A 19697-nucleotide genomic window follows, 5' to 3' on the forward strand; every position below is an offset into this window, starting at 1 on the left:
GATGTGGTTAGGACAAGCTATGGAAAGCGCAGGAAACGTGGAAATCGTGGGCGACGTGGACGGTATGGGAAGCCGGCATTTGTATTTGTTGTCCTCCTGGTGATCGGTTTACTCGCTGCCCTGCTGTTCTTCCTGCTGCAGAACAAGAATGCTCAGGCTCCAGTTAAAGCTCCAGGGCAGGCCTCAGAGCTGCCCGCTCAGGAGCTGTCTGTCTGGATTACCGACTGGCAGTGGGAAGCGGGCATTGAGGATTGGTCTGCCCTGCACAAGGGGACCGTTGATTTACAGCTGTTTGCAGCTTATTTTGATGAGCGGGATGAGCTGTATTTTACAGAGACGATGTCGAATGCTCTTCCCCGGCTGCATGAGCTGACGGGTGTTGAAGCAGATTCTGATGCACGGATTGGACTCACGCTGGTCAATGATATCATTCATGACGATGGAAGTACGGTCCAGAAGGACCCTGAGCTGCTGACACGACTTACCTCAACGAACGAATCGCGAGCACGGCATATGGAGAGCATTACGAAGATCGTAGGGCGATACGGCCTGGATCAAATCGAGATTGATTACGAGCAGATAAAAGATCAGGATTGGCCGAATATGATCCGGTTTTATGAGGAGCTGGCTCTTGAGCTTGACGAGATGAATGTGTCTCTGCGTATTGTACTTGAACCCAAGGCACCTATTGAGGAGCTGAAGCTGCCTGAGGGACCGGAGTATGTTATGATGGCCTACAATTTGTACGGGGGGCACAGCGGTCCAGGTCCCAAAGCAGATATGGTATTTATTAAGGAGCTTGCTGCGAGGATGAGTCATCTACCAGGTGATCCCATCATGGCTTTCTCGGCGGGTGGATTTGATTGGTCCGAAGGCAGCAGCACGGTCTCTCTTACGGAGAAGGCAGCTGCTGATTTGCTGGATAGATATGAGATCACTCCTGAACGAGATACGAAGAGCGGCAGCTTGTATTTTAATTACACGGATGAGGATGGAGCACCCCATACGGTGTGGTACGCCAATCACGAGACACTTCAAGGCTGGATGGAGGAAGCAGGCCGTGAGGGGATTCATAAATATGCTATATGGCGGCTTGGTGAACTGGGAGAAGATACACGGGATTTGCTTCGTGAAATAGAGTAAATGTCGAATTATTGCGGTTTTTTGTTGCGAAGAAATCGGGTAAGAAATCAAACGTTTTCATGATACAATGGGGAAGTGAATGAGGTACGGAGGCGGAACCTTTTTTGCTTCTTCTTTTTTTTTGCCTGCCAGTACCTATATATGTAAACGCAATCATAATGATCAAATATGTAAATGTGAGAGGTGACCCATGAATCAACAAATATTGTTTAATGACGGCTGGGAATTTGCGAAGATGCACCTTGAAGCAAAGGATGCCGGGGCAGCAGGACAAGATCCGAGTGAACTGAATACAGCGGCAGCGGCTGGGCTTTCTTATGAGCCGGTGGATCTTCCGCATGACTGGTTAATCTATAACTCGCTGGACTTGTATGAGAACAGCATTGGCTGGTACCGCAAGAAATTTACATACAACGAGGGTGAGAAGCAGGTTCTCCTCGCTTTTGACGGTGTTTATATGGATTCCTCTGTCTATGTAAATGGACAGCTCGTGGGCGAATGGAAGTATGGATATTCTGCCTTTGAGCATGAGATCACGCAGGCACTGGTACCCGGTGAGAACGAAATTATCGTCAAGGTCGTACACCAAAGCCCGAACAGCAGATGGTATTCTGGAGCCGGAATTTACCGGGACGTATGGCTTAAGACAAGAGCGAACGATCATATCGTGACGAACGGGATCTATGTATCTACGACTCCGCAGGGACAGGACTGGCTGGTTGAAGTGGAGACAGATGCACATATCCAGCAGGACGGTGAGCTTGTTCACACCATCATGGATCAGGGGAAGGTTATCGCTGCTTCCTCAGATCGGCTTACGGCAGGGACGGAATCCACAGTGACAAGCCGTCAGCAGATAACGGCCGAGAATCCTCTACTGTGGAGTACCGATGAGCCGCATCTGTACCAGCTGGTCACTGAACTGAAGATGGCTGGGGAAACGGTTGAGAAGGTGACTCAGAGTATAGGCTTCCGCACGGTCAGTATGGACCCGAACGACGGCTTCCGCTTGAACGGTGTGAAGATGAAGCTGAACGGCGTGTGCGAGCATCATGACTTGGGAGCTCTCGGAGCTGCATTTAATGTGACTGCCCTGCGCAGAAGATTCGAGCTGCTGAAGGAGATGGGCGTGAACTCGATTCGTACAGCTCACAACATGCCGGCGAAGGCGTTTATGGAGCTGGCGGATGAGATGGGAATGCTGATTGTCTCCGAAGCGTTTGATATGTGGGAGAGATCCAAGACGCCTTATGACTATGCGAGGTTCTTCCCGGAATGGGCGCATACGGACGTGAAGAGCTGGGTGATGCGGGACCGCAATCATCCAAGCCTTATTATGTGGAGTATCGGGAACGAGATTTATGATACACATGCAGATGAGCGCGGGCAAGAAGTGACTCAAATGCTGATGGACTATGTGCTGGAATTTGATCCGAAGCAGAATGGACGCGTTACGATCGGCTCTAACTACATGCCATGGGAGAATGCGCAGAAATGTGCCGACATCGTGAAAGTGGCGGGCTACAACTATGCGGAGAAGTATTATGACAAGCATCATGCAGAGCATCCGGACTGGATCATCTACGGAAGCGAAACGGCTTCGGTCGTACAGAGCCGGGGAATCTATCATTTCCCGTTTGAAAAAGCGATCCTGGCCGACGATGATGAGCAGTGCTCTGCGCTTGGCAACAGTACGACCAGCTGGGGAGCGAAGTCGGCGGAGGCATGTATTTTGGCCGAAAGAGACACGCCGTACTCCCTTGGACAATACTTGTGGACCGGCTTCGATTATATTGGTGAGCCGACGCCGTATCATACGAAGAACTCTTATTTTGGACAGCTGGATACCGCTACTTTCAAGAAAGATTCCTATTACATCTATCAATCCGCGTGGACGGATTACAAGAAAGCACCAATGGTTCACATTTTCCCTTATTGGGATTTCAGCCCTGGTCAAATGATTGATGTACGCGTGTGCTCCAATGCACCGAAGATTGAGCTGCAGCTGAACGGAAGCACTATCGGAACATATGACATTGATCATGAGAACGGTACGCAGCTGGTCGGCTGGTGGAAGGTGCCTTACGAGCCAGGTGAGCTTAAGGCGATTGCATATGACGAGAATGGCCATGTGATTGCGACAGATGTGCAAAGATCTTACGCGGATGCAGCGAAGATTCGCCTGCTGCCGGATAAGCGCATGCTTATTGCCGACGGCACAGACCTTATTTTCGTAGAGATTAATGTGGAAGACGAAGCAGGGAACGTGGTACAGAATGCAAATAATCGTGTGAATGTCAGCGTAAGCGGAGCAGGACGCCTTATTGGTCTCGATAGCGGGGACAGCACAGATTATGATCAATACAAAGGACAGAGCAAACGACTGTTCAGCGGCAAGCTGATGGCGATTATTGGTGCGACGAAGGAGCCGGGAGCGATCAAGATTGAGGTGACCTCTGAGGGTCTTATAGGACAATCCGCCGAATTCCAGTCTGTTCCTGCAGCGGATGAAGTACAGCTTGGCAGCATCGATGCAAACACGAAGAACGAGGCAATGGAGATTGTGATGGGAAGGGCGGCTGAGGTTCCGCTGCGCAAAATCGAGCTCATTAGTAGTAAAGGTCAGGTGCTGAATCCGTCCAATACCATGTTAACGGTGACAGCGAATCTGTATCCGGTCAATACTTCATATACGGATCTTGAGTGGTCTGTCGTTAACGATGCCGGTATTGAGTCCAACATCGCGAAGATTGAGGCGGACGGGCATACCGCTACGATCAGCGCACTTGGTGATGGTGAATTCCTGGTACGCGCCACAAGCAAGAACGGAACCGACAAGACCAAGCTGATCTCCCACTTGGAATTCAGAGCCGAAGGGCTTGGCACCGCCTTCAAAGATCCGTATGGCTTTATTACCGGAGGTCTGTACGATGATGCGATAGGCGATGTCAGCAACGGGAATGAGAAAGGGTTCGCTACGAGCCGCGACGGGAAGACCGTTGTTGGCTTCCAGAACATCGACTTTGGTTCTTACGGTTCGGACACGATGACGATTCCGATCTTTGCACTCTCGAATGAGAAATACTTCATTCAGATCTGGGAGGGCCTGCCGGAGGAAGAAGGCAGTACCCTGCTAGCGGATGTAGTGTACCAGAAGGAATCCAAATGGAATGTGTATCAAGAGGAGACATACCGCCTGTCGAAACGCTTGAATGGGATCACGTCCATCTATTTCGTGCTGAATCAGAAGATTCACGTCAAGGGCTTTACGTTCGAGAAGAAGAATAGAGCCTTCGAGCAGAATGCAGCTGCACAGTGCGATCACATCTATGGTGACACCTTCACAGTCTCGGGAGATCAAGTAGAGGGTATCGGTAATAACGTATCACTGGAATTTAGTGATATGGACTTTACAGTGGAAGGTACTTCAAGAATTGTATTCTACGGCAGCTCACCGATTGACAAGAATACGATTCATATCCGGTTTGCGGGTCCTGATGGCGAGAGCAATCAGCTTGTGGAGTTTGTGCAGTCCAATGGATACGAAGAACAGGTATTTGAGCTGGAGACAGTAACAGGTAAGCAGAAGGTGACATTCATCTTCCTGCCGGGCAGTAACTTTGACTTTGGCTGGTTTAAGTTTGAGAAGTAAGTTTATTCGAAGAAAATTATAAATTGAATGCAGAAAAGAGGGGGCAGATGCCCAATATCATCGAGTGAAGTCTGAACTTAATGATATTGAGGCAGGGTACCCCCTCTTTTTAATACTTAATGAATTGGCTTGTACGCTTAACTTTCTATTTCCTTAATTCTTTTTCTAACCTGTTCTGTTTCTCTGTGAGTGCATTTATTTCTTCTTTTAGCGTTCGATATATGGAATACATAGATGACCCGATGATGATAAGAAGAATTCCCGAAATTGGTAGTACATAGCGTAAAATATATATATTATAAAAATAAATATCGGGAGTATCGGATCTAACACTTCTAGGTATAAAAAGAATGAGACCACTAGCAATTAATATAACTCCTAAAATTATAGAGAGATTATAGAATGTTTTAAACTTTGCAGATTCCAATAAAATCACTCCTCATCGGCTATAAATTAATTTCACATATCATTTCATTGCCGAGGCTATTGTATAGAAGATTAACCTGTTAAGGTTCCTATGTAAACCATTCCTTACTCAAATCATTTATAGATCTCAACGTTAAAGGAGCGAGCATATGAAAAATAATGAAGGGACAAACCAATCAACGGATAAATCAGAGAGTGAATTAATTGACACCTTCATTTCACAATTCCCGCCTGAGGTTCAGAGTAAATTACAGACGTTGAGACAGGTCATTAGAGAAGCTGCACCTGAGGCGAAGGAGAAGATAAGCTACCAGATGCCGACGTTTGTACTGGCAGGCAATCTGGTTCATTATTCAGCCTTCAAGCACCATATCGGTTTTTATCCGGGCTCAAGTGGTATCACTGTATTTAAGGATGAATTATCGAAGTACAAGGGGGCCAAGGGCTCTGTGCAATTTCCAATGGACCAGCCCCTTCCGTATGACCTAATCAGCAGGATCGTGAAGTATAGGGTGATGGAGAACAAGGAGAAGGCTGGTGTTAAACGTCAATGAGTTGGAAGAAGGATACGCCTGACAAGGACAACACATCAGGTATTCTGGATATTTGTGATGGGACTACAGGCGAGATGACCTCGATAATCGCCAAAATTGAAGAATTACAACTAGAGGTAAATAGTCTTGTGCTTATGAAGGATGGAGTGATAAAGGCTGAGATCTACCGGGAGCCTTATCGTAAGGGATGCCCTCAGCTGCTGTATTCATTAAGCAAGAGCTTTACTTCCATCGCGATAGGCATTGCTTGGGATCAAGGGCTCATTCGTCTAGATGATCCGGTCATTTCCTTTTTTCCTGATAAACTTCCTCCCGTGATCTCTCCTAACCTGGCCAAGATGTCGATTCATCACCTGCTGTCTATGAACACGGGGCATCACGATGATATTTATGCAGAAATCGCCAGGGAGCAGGACTGGGTAAGAGCCTTCCTCTCCTTAGAAGTAAAGTATGAACCGGGAACCCATCATCTGTACAACACACATGCCACCTATATGCTCTCTGCAATCCTTGAGCGTGTCACAGGACGTAATCTGGTAGATTTCCTGATGCCGACATTGTTTGATCCGCTGCATATCCCGCGCCCAATATGGGAGACCTGTCCCATGGGTATCACTGCAGGAGGCATGGGGCTCAGTCTGACGACAGACGGCGTGGCAAGATTCGGTCAAATGCTGCTGGATAAAGGAATGTATGCAGACAAGCGCATTGTATCCGAACAATATATTGAACTGGCGACGACGAAGCATAGCGACACAGCGGATCGAAAGGATCGGATAGACTGGCAGCAAGGATATGGATACCAGTTTCATATGTGCAGGCAAGGCTGCTATAGAGGGGATGGATCTTTTGGCCAGTTGTGCTTCGTTGCACCTTCCGCAGGCATTGTGCTTGCGGTAAATTCCAGCTTCAAGAGCATGGAGCCGCTGCAAACGCTGCTGGATTTGATCTATACGTATGTGCTGAGCCCTTTCGTGAAAAACGACAATAAGTTAAATCAGATGGAGAGGAAGCTTCACCTAAGTTCCAGGCTTCCGGAGCGAGTGGAGCCTATGAAGGTACCGACGGGCATTCGAGAGATAGATGGGAGATGTTATAGGTTTGACGAGCATCCTGAAGGATGAGCAGTGATACTCTGCAGCTGACACTGTTCTATATCGAAACACCTTATATGGTGACATATCACTTAGCATTTACGGAACGGGAAATCGAGCTGAACTATCATGTGAACGTCTCCTTTGGACTTCGTCAATATCAGGCATTGGGACAATTACAAGGTGCCTAAATCCTCTAATCTGTTACTATCTCTTACGTCCATATTTCTTGGCGTTAGTCAGAATGTGCTGATATAGACTCTTATCCTTCATATTCTTCAGCGGATAGAACTGAGGTCTTGTGTTGACCTCCAGAATCCAGATCCCGCCATTCTTATCCAGCGCAACATCGAGACCCAGCTCATGGAAGCCATTCTTGTGGGAATCAAATACTTTGCCGACAGACTTTCCGAGCTTTTTGAGTTCTGCTTCAATCTCTTCTGCTGTGGTGTTAGAGAAGCCAGCATTTAATAGGGTGGGGCGAATAAATCCGATGCTTCCGCCTTGCTGATAGTTGGTAGCTACTTTACCCGGCGTACCGATCTTGGTAAAAATACCAGATGATTTCCAGCTTCCGCTGCTCGATTTCTGAACCATCACCCGAATATCGAACGGTTTGCCGTTGGTTTTCTTAAGCTGAATGCCTTGCTGAAGCAGGTACGGCTCACGGTTATTTCGTTTTTTTAATTCATTATATAAATTATCAAGCGTAGTGAATTGCTTCTTGACCGAGTTGTGCTGGTACTGGTATCCATTATCGCGCTTCTTGATTCTTATAATGTTGTAGCCTCCAGTACCGTTCTCCGGCTTAAAAAAGACCGTCGAGTACTGTGACAGCATGCTGCTCAGATTACTTCGGCTGAACGGCATCGTTTTTGGAAGATAATCTTGTACTTCAGGGCTTTTGTTGAGCCATTTGGTCTTGGTCCATTTGCTCTTGATGGTTGTGCTTGTATAGTGCATTTTCTTCTTCACAGGTTCTCATCCCCTTTCTACCTTAGGATATGATGGCTGATGAAGTCCGTTAGTGCACTAGTCTAGCTAGGGATAATGGGGCATCTGACACGGATAGAAAAGAGTGTAAATATGTGCGTAAGCCCAATAAATCCTGCGAATAAGGTCCGGATTGGGCTTTTTTTTATTGCCTGCTGCTTGAGAAAAAGTGTGACATATAACACAGCAGTAATGATTATTTTACATGTGATGTTAAATAAATCATCCCGCTTGACCGATGAATAAATGTAAATCTTTTAACTTTATGCGGAGTATAGGCAATTAAAAATGCAGTAAATGAGCAAGGCTTAACCAATGAACTGGAGGTTTTTTTGAGTGAGCAAGTTAAGTAAGAAGCTAAAGTGGTTCGACAAGAGCAAGCTGAAGTGGCCCAACAAAAACAAGCTGAGATTAACCGTGAAGTATAAGCTGATGATCGTATTTCTTATCGTACTAATTATCCCATCTTCTCTTATAGGGACCCTATCGTACCAATCCGCGAAGCATGTGCTGGATAAGGAATTCATGCGCAGTGCTGGCGAGAGCGTGGACGTCATCAACGCAGTCATCACAGATGTCATTGCTCCTAAACGAGAAGATGTTGTAATCTTCGCCAACCATGTCAACGCAACGCGGTATGATGGAGTCGATAGTCCTGATATTAGAGCCGAGTTCGATAACTACATACAATTCCATAGAGATTTAGACAGCATGTATGTCGGAACAGAAGAGGGTGTCATGATTCAGGTTCCGAGAAAGCAGCTTACTGAGGATTACGATCCACGTCAGAGACCTTGGTATAAAAAGGCGATGGAGAACAAGGGGCAGGTCGTCGTTACCGATCCCTATGTATCCGCAGCAACCGGCAATCTGGTCGTCGCGGTAGCAAAAATGACCGAGGATGGCTCGGGTGTTGTCGGCATGGACATTAACCTGCAGAACTTGAGTCAAGTCGCTGGTCAAGTAAACATTGGTACAGAGGGATATGCGATCGTTCTGGATCAGCAAAGGAATATCGTAGTTCATCCTACGATGGAGCTAGGTATAAGAGCAGGTGAGGATTTCTTTGATCAGATGTTCGCATCAGAACAAGGCGAGTTCGATTTCACTTATGAAGGGGATTCGAAACGCATGGAATTCACCACGAATGAGCTGACGGGCTGGAAGGTCGGCGGTATTGTGTTTGATACCGAGATTGAAGGCATTACTCAGCCCATTCTTATTGCAACGAGTATCGTTATTGTTGTTGCCATTGTGCTCGGCTTATTACTAGTATTCTTCCTTATTGCCTCTATTACGAAGCCGCTTCAAGCGCTGCGCACATCAGCAGCCCGGATTAGTGAAGGAGATTTGACCGAGAAGATTCAGCTGAAAAATAACGACGAGCTTGGAGACCTCGCAGGCTCATTTAATCAAATGTCTCACAACCTGCGAACGCTGATCCAGGAAATCGGCTCCAAATCAGAGCATGTTGCTGCATCATCAGAGGAGCTTACCGCAAGCTCAATGCAAACAGCCACGGCTTCAGAATATGTAGCTTCTTCGCTTCAGGAAGTGGCAAGCCGGGCGGAAACGCAGAACGATCAGTTGAACCAAACGGTAGAAGCTCTTACTCAGATCAGCATGGGTATTCAGAAGGTAGTCGGGAATGCGGTTCATGTCTCGGATTTGACGAAGCATGCAGCAGAGCAGGCAGCGGACGGGAATGATTCCGTGCTGAAGACGATGGATCAGATGAATGCGATATACAAATCAGTGAATAAATCTAATGAACAGCTGCAATCGCTGCAGCAGCGTTCTCAAGAGATTGCCGTAATTGTAGATCTCATCGGGGGGATCGCCGGGCAGACGAAGCTGCTGTCCCTTAATGCTTCCATTGAGGCGGCGAGAGCGGGCGAGCACGGCAGAGGATTTGCCGTGGTAGCTGAGGAAGTTGGTCATCTGGCCAAGCAGTCGGAGGAGGCTGCGAAGCAAATTATCAAACTGATCGGGCACATCCTTAAGGAAACGGAGACCACAGCGGATAGCATGAAGCTGGCTGCGGAAAAAGTAGAGAGCGGACTCACCATCTCCTTCAATACGACAGAGACCTTCTCTTCCATCATTCAAAATATTCAGGAAATTCCTGTTCAGGTGGAAGAGGTCGCGACCCTGTCTGAACAGATTGCAGCAAGTGCGGGGCAGGTCACATCTACCGCTCAGAACCTGCTGACGCTGTCCACGGAGAATGCATCCTTATCCGAAGATATGGCAAGCTCAACACAAGAACAGCTGGCATCCATGGAGGAAATCAGTGCAGCTTCGGCTTCCTTGTCCAAGCTTGCTGAAGAGCTGCAGGAATTGGTTCAGCAATTTAAAATCTAGGATTCTGCCATAAATACATTACGAAGAGGACCCTTCTGAGAAGTATAAGAAGGGTTCTCTTCTGTGCTGAATGTGTGGGTATAAATTGTATGTAGAACTAATCCTGCTGCCGAATCTTGCCTCATCAATGCACCTCTTGCTGTATATGGAACTAAATTTCTGTCGGCAAGCCGTGAAGATACATCTGAATACAATCGGAATGTCGGCGTAGTACATCGATTGTTTTGGGATGAGGAGCTGTGTACATCACAGGATAATCCATTTCTTCATAGTAATCGCGTATCTGAAATGCAAGATGCTCTTCATCTAATGAGAACTTCGCATTCACACCCGGCTTATTCCCTCTCGCATCAAGTCTGATCCATCTGCCGATGGACGAAAGATAAACACTGTTTAATGCATGGATGCAGTACCCCATTTCCGGGGTATCTCCAAGCGTTAAACGCTGATAACAAAATCCTGTCGGAATTCCTTTGCACCGCAATATGGCACAGAGTAAATTGGACTTGGCATAACATATACCTTCCTGATATAGCAATACATCCGATGCGATACACGTAATACGTGAGCTCTGAATATCCCAGGAGTGAGCAATCTGATCCCGAACATATTCAAAGGCGATTTTCACGAGTTCGGTTTCACTTACCGAAGAGCTGTACAACTCATTTGCCAGTTGTTGAATGGAAGGATGTGAGTAATTCACTTCCTTTGTTTCGCATAAATAGTCTTCTACAGATCCAGATTGGGCGATAAGCTGCAGCATCTGCATTCCTCCTCATCATACTTGACTTCAACCTATCAAAAAAAACGTTGAAAATCTACAAGGCATAAGACTTATAAAAAATTGTAATGTCAGATCATATGACAAAAAATTGAAATCTAGCAAATGAAGTATAAAATAGGTTTCGAGAGTTACTAACTACGAGAGAGAAAGGAGTTATGATCATGAGAATGACCATTCTAGCAAAAAGAACCATGTCCTTCGTCATTTCCGGAATGTTGATCGGAGCTATACCTGAGCTGGCGGGAACGCCTTCAACCGTGCATGCGCAGGAACAGATTCGATTGGAAGAGATGACAGTCAGTGAATTGACTGAGGGATACAACAGTGGAAAATATACAGCTAAGCAGATCGTCCAAGCTTATTTGGATCGAATTGAGAAGTATGAGGATACATATAACGCGTTCACCTTCATGAATGATAACGCCCTGCAAGAGGCGGAGGAGATTGACCGTCTTCGGGGTGAAGGAGCGGAGCTGGGTCCGCTTGCGGGTATACCCGTTGTTATCAAGGAAGCGGTGGATGTCGCTGGATTCCCAAGCACATTTGGCTGGGCACCCCTTAGTAAATCAGCGGGTGGCATTGAACTGATGCCTGCTGAGGATGCTCCGGTCGTGTCACGGCTGAAGGAAGCAGGGGCCATCATCATCGGGAAGACGAATATTCCGGCCTTCAGCGCAACAGGAACGCATGCGAATACGAGCTGGGCTGGACCTACGTATAATGCAGTTGATCCCTCAATTGCACCGGGCGGCAGCAGCAGCGGGACAGCAATGGCGATCTCGGGGAATTTGGCCGTCCTTGGAATTGCCGAGGAGACGGGAGGCTCGATCCAGAATCCGGCGGCAGCGCAGGCGATTGTCGGTATCAAGCCCTCGTTCGGACTTATTCCGACAACGGGAGTTACACCGCTTGCCGGAAGCACACGGGACGTTCTCGGACCGCATGCCCGTACTGTGCTGGATGCGGCAGTGATGCTCGATGTCATGGCCGGTTATTCAGAGAAGGATGAGAAGACAGAGGCTGCCATTGGCCATATTCCTGAAGAAGGCTACGCAGCAGCCGTGAGTGATCAGGCACTGAAGGGCAAGAGGTTAGGTCTGTATGGACCGGGCTGGCGTGATAGTGAGCTGTCGGCAGAAACAGCAGCGCTGTATGAGCAAGCCGTGAAGGAACTGGAGAAAGAAGGGGCCGTTGTAGTAGAGGATCCTTTTGCCGGATCAGGCTTCAAAGAGTATGTGAAGAAGACGGGAAATGTCGGTATGGAGACGTTCTTCTACGATCTGGAGAGCTATTTGAAGAACTTAAATCCTGAAGACGATACCTTATCTATTCAAAGTGTATTTGAAGAGGCCGGTGAGCTTCCTTGGGTCAAAGGCGGACCGCTCAGTTTTATGGAAGGAAGATTTGAGGATATCGATACGGCAATTACCGACGCGAAGAAGACGCCAGATTTAACGGAGTTCAATGAAGTTAGAGAAGAGTATCTGCGAATCTTGGACAGTGTCATGGAAGAGCATGATCTGGATGGGTTTGTGTATCCACAAATGTCTAACCGGATTCCGAAGCTGGGCGAAGGCGATATTGGCGCGACAACGGTGCCCGAGATTAATATCAGCGGCCTGCCATTAATTACGGTGCCTGCAGGCTATTACGAGAATGGCTCACCCTTTGGCCTCGCGTTCTTTGGAGAGATGTGGGGAGAAGCCGAGCTTATTGCAATGGCATATGATTACGAACAGGCAACCCATCATCGGGAGCAGCCCGTATTAATTGAGAAGTCTGCAGATTATACCGATGTTAAACCCAATAGCCCCTATTTCCCTGCTGTGATGTCATTGGCAGCTGCCGGAGCGATCGATGCGGATCAATCCGAATTTCTGCCGAATGAGCCGATTAGCCGTGCGGAAACAGCTGATATTATAGCAAAGGGCTTGCATCTGAATATTCCGGACAATGCGGGTACCCTACTTGATGGCTTTGAGGATATTTCATCCGAGGATGAGTATGCGGGGGTAATAGCTGCAGTATACCGTGAAGGAATTCTCCTAGGCGGATCAGATTTGTTTATGGGTGGGCAGTCACTGACGAGAGAACAGATGGCGTCTGTATTGGTAAGAGCCTTTGATCTGCCCAAGCTGTCCAACAGTCCGCACACGGTAGTGATGACGAATGTGAAGACCGCACACAAAGAGGATGTTATGATCCTGGCTCAGCACGGAATAACGGTCGAGCTGGACAATTATAGACCACAGGATACCGTTACGCGCGGTGAATTTGCCGCCTTTATGTACAGAGCGATGGGGCTGCAGCTGTAAATGTAGTCTGGCTTTCAGGATTCCCCTTAAACTAAAATGATGGAATGAAAAAAAAAGAGTCTGGGCTAACGATTAATTCGGTTGGCCAGACTCTTTTTTTTCCAAATTACTAACGATTCATTTCGCGCATAAAATTCATGATTGCTTCAATGCGTATTTTATCAGCACAATCTTCGCAACAAAAAAGCTTATCCTTTCTTTCCTTAGCTTGTTTATATTTTTGTGAACCTTCGTATACCCTGAATGTATTCTTACAATTATAGCAAAGTACATCATAGTAAAACATTTGGTAACCTCCTTACATCACTTCTTAGTTGATATATCGAAGATTGTAACCAGTTCTCTCGTCATTCTTAAACATCTAAATGGGTTCTCCTTAATTCCATTGCATGCTACTTGAAATATTGTTCCAGAATCGCGGTATCAAATCCGTTAGAAATTTTAAATTCGCCTCCGTTATATTTATCCCTTGGTCTGCGTGAATTTTCTATACGAATATATTGATCATTATAGAGGTGCATATCAAAATGGGCTCCGGTCTTCAGCTGGATCCGGACAGTATAGTATTCCCATGGGAGGCCGCCGTCACGGGATGATTCCAATTTCATCTTGGAGAAATGAGAGATGAGCCCCTGAATCTCCGATGGATCTATAATCTCAACACGTTCCCAATCCTCATAGTCCTCGGTTCGCTTGGTAATATCAATCATATAATATGTATCTGTTTCTTTGACGTAATCCAGTACCAGTTCATCGAACGAGGCATAATGCAGTGACAGAATTCGCCATAGTACAGCGGCTGTCAACAGGGCGGATAGGGTGAAGCCTGCGATCAGTTTGAACCGTTTACTCTTCATTTTCATCAGTATCCTTTCCTTTACTATGACTTGGGAGTAATAGTAACGCTTATTTTCCATTATATGAATAAACGTTGCAAAAAGGGGTAAAGTTTAAGAAATTGCTTTTATAAATAGAAGTTCGGAGTATATGCGCAAAACAGGACTGGCTTTCGCCAGAGGAAAAAGCTGACTTGCAATAGGTTACGCAACTGTGTAATGTAGACAAGGCGCGCAATTTTGCGTAAATGCGCATTAATCATAAGTAAAAGGGAGTTTATGTGTGTGATGTCAATTGTAATTGGAATTCTTGGGCTTGTACTGACCCTGGGACTTGGATTCCTGCTTAGTAACGATAAGAAGAATATCAACTTCAAAGCCATTGGAGTGCTGTTCGTTCTTCAAATATTGCTTGCCCTATTTATGTTCAAGACGAGCATTGGTGTGGGCATTGTCGAGACGGTATCGAATTTTGTAACGAAGGTGCTGTCCTACGGATATCAAGGAATTGAATTTGTCGTTGGGGGATGGGCTCCGCCAGAAGCAAGCGTGTTCTTTATCAACGTGCTGCTGCTCATTATCTTTACGGCAACGCTGTTGTCCATACTGACACATATTCGGGTGCTGCCGCTGGCAATCAAGTATATCGGAGGGGCCCTTGCGAAGATTACGGGACTGTCGAATGTACTTACCTTTAATGCAGTGAACTCGATCTTCTTCGGTCAATCCGAGTCACTGATTGCAATCAAGCATCATCTGCAGAAGATGAATGATAACAAACTGTTTGTTGTATGTGCCTCTGCCATGGGTTCGGTGTCCGCATCCATCATGGGATCATATATGACGATGATTCCGCCTCAATATGTCCTTGTAGCCATGATCTTGAACGCGATGTCTGCCCTGATCATAGCAACGATGGTCGCTCCTTCGAAGCCGAGTGAGGATGAGAAGATTGATGTACGGGAAGTCTCCCAGACCAAATCGATCTTCGAGGCCATTTCGGCGGGTGCACTGGATGGTGGTAGAGTTGCCCTCATTGTAGGTGCGATGCTGATTGCATACGTCGGTCTAATTGCTTTGCTGGACGGGGCACTCAGCGGAATATTCGGTATCTCATTTACACAGATTTTAGGCTACATCTTTAGTCCTGTTGCTTGGATTATGGGAATTCCGGCAAGTGAAATGGTAACGGCGGGCTCCATTATGGGAATGAAGCTGGCGACGAATGAATTTGTAGCCATGCTCGAGTTTCAGCCGCTGATCGAGCAGCTTAGTCCCAAGACGGTTGCGATCGTATCTACTTTCCTGGTGTCATTTGCGAATTTCAGCTCCATCGGAATTATTAGTGGATCGATTCAAGCGATCAGTGGTGAAAAAGCAGCCGTGGTTGCCAAATTTGGCCTCAAGGTACTGCTTGTTGCGACACTTGCATCCATTATTACCAGTATCATCGCCGGTCTGTTTGTGTAACAGGCAGATAGGATTGCAGCGCAAGGCTAGCATATAGACATAAACAACCCCGATTCTTATCCATGAAGAATCGGGGTTGTTTTTTTGGTTACGATTATCCTACTGGTATGATTCAGCAATCCTTATGCATCAAACGTTTGATGGGATACTTGATCAGCAGCAGCTTTATTTTTCTTACCCCATTTCTGTGGCAGCACAATGAGTGCCGGTACAAGCATAGGCAGAAGAATGAAGCACAGCACGATCAGTCCGGCCATTACGGCCGTTGCCAGCTCAATCAGCAGAACAAGTCCGGATGGGATCAGTGTAGCGAACGTACCGCCGAGAATAATCATCGCCGAGATGATGACTCCGCCGATATTTTTCGCGGACTGAACAAGTGCTGCAGTCGGGTTAAGATCTCCATACTCCTTATAGCGCATCATGAAGAAGATGCTGTAATCGACGCCGACGGCGACGATGATGATGAAGGAGAAGAATGGAACGAAAGAGGATACCCCGTCAGCCCCCAAGATCTGATACGTTACAAAATTCGTTGCAGCCATGGCCGTGTAATAGGAAGCAATCAGCGCCAAAATAATGTAGATGGATGGCAGCAGTGATCTAATGACGAACAGCAGTACGATAAATACCCCGAGAATAACGAGAATGGCTGTACTGTTGAAGGACTCAAGCTGTGCCTTGTTCGTGTCATAAGTGAAGGAGCTTGGTCCGGCAGCCCCATAAGCAGCCCCGTCAAGCACCGTACCCTTAAGACTTGCAGCCAGTGTTTCGTTAATGTCCTCAATCGTGTCCATTGCTCCCATAGAATAAGGGTCTTCCTTGAGAATAACCATCAACTTCGTAACCTTGCGGTCATCGGACATGAAAGTATCGAGTGATGTCTTGAATTCTTCTGCTTCCAAGGCTTCCTTCGGAATGAAGAAGGTCTTCGCCGATTCGTATTGCGACAAGAAGTCACCTGTCTGATCAAGACCTTCGGAAATGTCGCTAAGACCATTGCCGCTCTGACCAAGGCCGTCCTTCAGGCTGCCCATACCGCTTGACAGCTGGGATAATCCGCTGGTGAGCTCTTGTTGTCCCGCATTGACCTGAGCAAGCGCATCATTCAGCTGATCCATGTTTGATGTAATGACAGATGAGCCGTCAGCACCTTCGGATAGACCGGAAGAGAGCTGCTTCGCTCCTTGCTCCAATTCATTCAGGCCAGCCAGAATTTGCTCTTGGCCGCTGTTCACTTGAGACAAGCCGCCTGCAGCGGTATCGAAGCCGCTGTTCAGCTTGCCGTAATTCTCATTCAATTCATTTAACCCGCCTGTAATCTGAGCAAGTCCGCCTTCGAGCGCAGCGCCTTGGGCTTTGAGCTGATTGTATGTCTCGTCTTGCTGCAGTTCCGTGTGACTGTCGCCAAGAGCCGAGACTAAAGTATTGATGCCTGCCATACCGGTTTGAATGCCTGGAAGCTGCTCCGAGAGTGCAGTATATCCGCTGCGAAGGGCTTCGTACTGGCTGTGAATCTCCGTCAGTCCACTCGACAGCTCACCAGTACTGGATACGATGGCACCGAGTCCATTCTTGATCTCCGCAATACCTGCTGCAAGACCGTCAGCACCAGCGGCGCCTTCATCAAGCCCGCTTCCAAGCTGTCCTACTGCATCAGTCAGCTGGCGGTAGCCGGACTCAATCTCGCTTGATCCGGATACAAGCTCATCGACCTGAGAGAAGTCAGGCGTAGACAAGCCTTCTTCCATCTGATTCAGACCATCCCTGATCTGGTCTACTCCGTCTTTGGAGGCTGAAATCCCTCCCGTAATGGTTTCGGCTTGACTCGAAACATAGAAGTCCTCGATCGGTTCAAATTGAGGCTGTGTCACGCTGGATACCTGTTCTACACCTGGTAGACTCTTCAAAGTATTCGTGACCTGATCCAGCGCAGCGAGCGCTTCGTTGTTATCCATCGGCTCATCCGATTCAATGACGACATTGGTTGGCAGCGCCTGACCTTTGCTGAAATTGTCAGCAACAAGGCTGAAGCCTTTGGTTGATGGATAACCATTGCCAAGCTCTTTCAGCTGGTCAAACGACAAGGTCTGCTTGCTGAACATCAGCACAGGGATCATCACGAGAATGATGAGAACGGTCGTAAGGACCGGAAAACGTACGGAAATGGACGTCAGCTTGCCCCAGAACTTGCTGTCCTTATGACCTGTATCCTGCTTCGAAGGCCAGAACAGCTTTGGTCCTAGCGTCTTCATGAAGAACGGTGTTAATGTATAAATTTGAGCGATCAAAATCACGGTACCGATCGCTACGACATTGGCAGATTGGTAAATACCAAAGTTGGAGAAGCTGAGTGCCGCGAAGGCAATGAACACCGTAAGCGTACTGTAAAAAATCGTCTTGCCTGCTGTACGATACGTTGTCGATATCGCCTCATCGACGCCTGCCCCATGTGACAGTTCTTCTTTAAAACGATTAAACAAGAGAATGTTGTAGTCCGTTCCAATCCCAAAGAGGATAAGAACAAGCAGCATCTGCGTTACACTGGTCACCGGGAAATCGAGCTTGTCGATAATCTGCGCCGCGATTCCCATCGAGACGAGATAAGTAATCCCGACGGTCAGCAGAGAGATGAACGGAATCAGTGCAGACCGGAACATCACAATGAGGACGATGAGAATAAATGCGACGGTCAGGGCTGCACTTTTTTCTACCCCGATCATCGTTGCTTCCAGGTAGTCGTTCTGAATGAAATCTTCACCGCTTAAGTAAAAATCCGTATCCACGCCGGACAGCTCGGATTCAAGCTCCTGCTTGATGTCCTTCACCTCTCGGTCGCCCTTATCAATGCTGAAGCTGACCATAAGTGTGGTTTCGTTCTCCGAGATGAGCGAGGACTTCGCTTCCGGTGTTCCGAACGGATCCAGGAGCTCGGTAATGCCAAGGCCAGACATGTTATCGCGGATGTTGTTAATGCCGGTTTCAATGTCTGTAAGCTCGGTGTCTGATAATTTGTTTTCGTTATGAAAAACAATAATATTGCTCGTTCCCTTATCGCCGTCAATTTTTTTCAGCATTTCGCTGGCGACTTTGGAAGGACTGTCCTCTGTCAGCGGATCCTGTCCTCTCTCATGCAGAATGGCATTCACATCGGGCTGAAATACGGTCAACAGACCTGCCAGTGCCAGCCACACAACTAGAATGAGCACCCGCCATTTGACGATTCTTTGCATTCTCTCTGACTCCTTTTTTCTATAGATAGATTAGTAAACACATGTTCATTTTACGAGCAAAAAAAACCAATGATGACATCACCGGTTTAATTTTTTCGCGAATCCTTCCCCGAATACGTACAGTTGTTCATCTACCAGGTATTTGATGGTGCTGCCGTCCTCATAATCACGCAGAATGATGCATATGCCTTCGATCAGCGTCGTCGCAAACATCTGAATAGACAATGGGTCCTTCGGGTCATGCAGGGCCGGAATGTCCTTTGCAATCAGCATGACCTTCTCCAGGATCTGTGCAACAATCTCGATCAAATCCTGCTTGGCCTGTTCATAGGCAGAACCCTGGCTTAGGGTCAGCAAGATTTTGATCTCAATGCTCGACTCCTTCAGCAGTTCGACGATCGTATCGTCTACGAGTTGAATACAGTTGAGTGTTTCAAACGCATCAATTGTATTTGTACCATCAATGGCTTTCTTAATATCCATCGTATACTTGATGAACTGGACGTAGGTCGGTTCAAGCACTGCATGAAAGAGGTCGTCTTTATTCTTAAAATACCGATATATATTACCAGTGGTAATACCTGCCGAGCTGGCGATTCGCCGCATCGAGGATTGAGCATAGCCATACTGCTCGAATTCAGAGAGGGCCGCGGCAAGAATGCGGTCTTTGATCTCTTCTTTTAATGTTTGCATTAATGAACACCTGTTTACTATTAAGATGATGGTATTAGTATAGAGGAGTGGAAACCGATTTACAAGAATCAATTTATATTTCCTTCATTCCATTAATTGATTCAATCAGAAAGATTAAATGAGAAAAAGGACCGTTATCA

The 19697-nt window shown here is 47.0% G+C and carries 14 protein-coding genes; 8 read left to right on the forward strand and 6 right to left on the reverse strand.

Annotation, left to right across the window (positions count from 1 at the left end):
• Positions 1-3 precede the first annotated feature (3 nt).
• The 5 genes from BLW49_RS20365 (at position 4) to BLW49_RS29280 (ending at position 7060) form a co-directional block, all read left to right on the forward strand.
• Positions 4-1143: a glycosyl hydrolase family 18 protein gene (locus tag BLW49_RS20365; RefSeq protein WP_256209859.1), complete on the forward strand. Its 1140-nt coding sequence runs from the start codon at positions 4-6 to the stop codon at positions 1141-1143.
• 190 nt (positions 1144-1333) lie between these two features.
• The gene (locus BLW49_RS20370; protein WP_090726559.1) at positions 1334-4795 is read left to right on the forward strand and encodes a glycoside hydrolase family 2 TIM barrel-domain containing protein; all 3462 of its coding nucleotides are present in this window, start codon (positions 1334-1336) and stop codon (positions 4793-4795) included.
• 575 nt (positions 4796-5370) lie between these two features.
• Positions 5371-5775 carry an iron chaperone gene (locus BLW49_RS20380; protein ID WP_090726561.1) on the forward strand — a complete coding sequence of 135 codons (405 nt, stop codon included), beginning with the start codon at positions 5371-5373 and terminating at the stop codon, positions 5773-5775.
• The gene (locus BLW49_RS20385) at positions 5772-6899 is read left to right on the forward strand and encodes a serine hydrolase domain-containing protein (protein ID WP_256209860.1); all 1128 of its coding nucleotides are present in this window, start codon (positions 5772-5774) and stop codon (positions 6897-6899) included. Before BLW49_RS20380 ends, BLW49_RS20385 begins: the two co-directional genes overlap by 4 nt.
• Entirely contained in the window at positions 6896-7060 is a 165-nt protein-coding gene (locus tag BLW49_RS29280) for a hypothetical protein (RefSeq protein ID WP_256209861.1), read from the forward strand. Before BLW49_RS20385 ends, BLW49_RS29280 begins: the two co-directional genes overlap by 4 nt.
• A 16-nt stretch (positions 7061-7076) precedes the next feature.
• On the opposite strand, the gene BLW49_RS20390 is transcribed toward BLW49_RS29280, so the two are convergent.
• Positions 7077-7844 carry a YheC/YheD family protein gene (locus tag BLW49_RS20390; protein ID WP_256209862.1) on the reverse strand — a complete coding sequence of 256 codons (768 nt, stop codon included), beginning with the start codon at positions 7842-7844 and terminating at the stop codon, positions 7077-7079.
• A 354-nt stretch (positions 7845-8198) separates the two neighbouring features.
• Here BLW49_RS20390 and BLW49_RS20395 point away from each other — a divergent pair, with 354 nt between their 5' ends.
• Positions 8199-10226: a methyl-accepting chemotaxis protein gene (locus BLW49_RS20395; protein WP_090726563.1), complete on the forward strand. Its 2028-nt coding sequence runs from the start codon at positions 8199-8201 to the stop codon at positions 10224-10226.
• Between the two features lie 151 nt (positions 10227-10377).
• Here BLW49_RS20395 and BLW49_RS20400 read toward each other — a convergent pair whose 3' ends face one another.
• Positions 10378-10986, reverse strand: coding sequence for a transglutaminase-like domain-containing protein (locus BLW49_RS20400; RefSeq protein ID WP_177178818.1), 609 nt, complete (start codon positions 10984-10986; stop codon positions 10378-10380).
• A gap of 185 nt (positions 10987-11171) precedes the next feature.
• Here BLW49_RS20400 and BLW49_RS20405 point away from each other — a divergent pair, with 185 nt between their 5' ends.
• Positions 11172-13325: an amidase family protein gene (locus BLW49_RS20405; RefSeq protein WP_256209863.1), complete on the forward strand. Its 2154-nt coding sequence runs from the start codon at positions 11172-11174 to the stop codon at positions 13323-13325.
• A 109-nt stretch (positions 13326-13434) separates the two neighbouring features.
• On the opposite strand, the gene BLW49_RS20410 is transcribed toward BLW49_RS20405, so the two are convergent.
• Together BLW49_RS20410 and BLW49_RS20415 are read right to left on the reverse strand one after the other, a co-directional pair.
• On the reverse strand, positions 13435-13611 hold the full coding sequence (locus tag BLW49_RS20410; protein ID WP_090726569.1) for a DUF2197 domain-containing protein: 177 nt from the start codon (positions 13609-13611) through the stop codon (positions 13435-13437).
• A 106-nt stretch (positions 13612-13717) separates the two neighbouring features.
• The gene (locus BLW49_RS20415) at positions 13718-14182 is read right to left on the reverse strand and encodes a hypothetical protein (RefSeq protein ID WP_143042144.1); all 465 of its coding nucleotides are present in this window, start codon (positions 14180-14182) and stop codon (positions 13718-13720) included.
• 267 nt (positions 14183-14449) lie between these two features.
• On the opposite strand from BLW49_RS20415, the gene BLW49_RS20420 reads away from it, so the two are divergent.
• Complete coding sequence (locus BLW49_RS20420) at positions 14450-15631, forward strand: NupC/NupG family nucleoside CNT transporter (protein WP_076312388.1); 1182 nt, start codon at positions 14450-14452, stop codon at positions 15629-15631.
• Positions 15632-15753: 122 nt separating this feature from the next.
• On the opposite strand, the gene BLW49_RS20425 is transcribed toward BLW49_RS20420, so the two are convergent.
• Together BLW49_RS20425 and BLW49_RS20430 are read right to left on the reverse strand one after the other, a co-directional pair.
• A complete protein-coding gene (locus BLW49_RS20425) occupies positions 15754-18864 on the reverse strand; it encodes an MMPL family transporter (protein WP_090726574.1) in 3111 nt (1036 codons plus the stop codon).
• A gap of 78 nt (positions 18865-18942) precedes the next feature.
• Complete coding sequence (locus BLW49_RS20430) at positions 18943-19557, reverse strand: TetR/AcrR family transcriptional regulator (protein ID WP_076312386.1); 615 nt, start codon at positions 19555-19557, stop codon at positions 18943-18945.
• Between the last annotated feature and the right edge of the window lie 140 nt (positions 19558-19697).

It is taken from the genome of Paenibacillus sp. PDC88 (assembly GCF_900106725.1).
Taxonomy (GTDB): domain Bacteria; phylum Bacillota; class Bacilli; order Paenibacillales; family Paenibacillaceae; genus Paenibacillus; species Paenibacillus shunpengii.

Bases quoted from the DNA above. Each gene is read 5' to 3' on its own strand.
- BLW49_RS20380 (WP_090726561.1), top strand. From the start codon at position 5,371: ATGAAAAATAATGAAGGGACAAACCAATCAACGGATAAATCAGAGAGT.
- BLW49_RS20420 (WP_076312388.1), top strand. From the start codon at position 14,450: ATGTCAATTGTAATTGGAATTCTTGGGCTTGTACTGACCCTGGGACTT.
- BLW49_RS20415 (WP_143042144.1), bottom strand. From the start codon at position 14,182: ATGAAGAGTAAACGGTTCAAACTGATCGCAGGCTTCACCCTATCCGCC.
- BLW49_RS20430 (WP_076312386.1), bottom strand. From the start codon at position 19,557: ATGCAAACATTAAAAGAAGAGATCAAAGACCGCATTCTTGCCGCGGCC.
- BLW49_RS20370 (WP_090726559.1), top strand. From the start codon at position 1,334: ATGAATCAACAAATATTGTTTAATGACGGCTGGGAATTTGCGAAGATG.
- BLW49_RS29280 (WP_256209861.1), top strand. From the start codon at position 6,896: ATGAGCAGTGATACTCTGCAGCTGACACTGTTCTATATCGAAACACCT.
- BLW49_RS20425 (WP_090726574.1), bottom strand. From the start codon at position 18,864: ATGCAAAGAATCGTCAAATGGCGGGTGCTCATTCTAGTTGTGTGGCTG.
- BLW49_RS20405 (WP_256209863.1), top strand. From the start codon at position 11,172: ATGAGAATGACCATTCTAGCAAAAAGAACCATGTCCTTCGTCATTTCC.
- BLW49_RS20385 (WP_256209860.1), top strand. From the start codon at position 5,772: ATGAGTTGGAAGAAGGATACGCCTGACAAGGACAACACATCAGGTATT.
- BLW49_RS20410 (WP_090726569.1), bottom strand. From the start codon at position 13,611: ATGTTTTACTATGATGTACTTTGCTATAATTGTAAGAATACATTCAGG.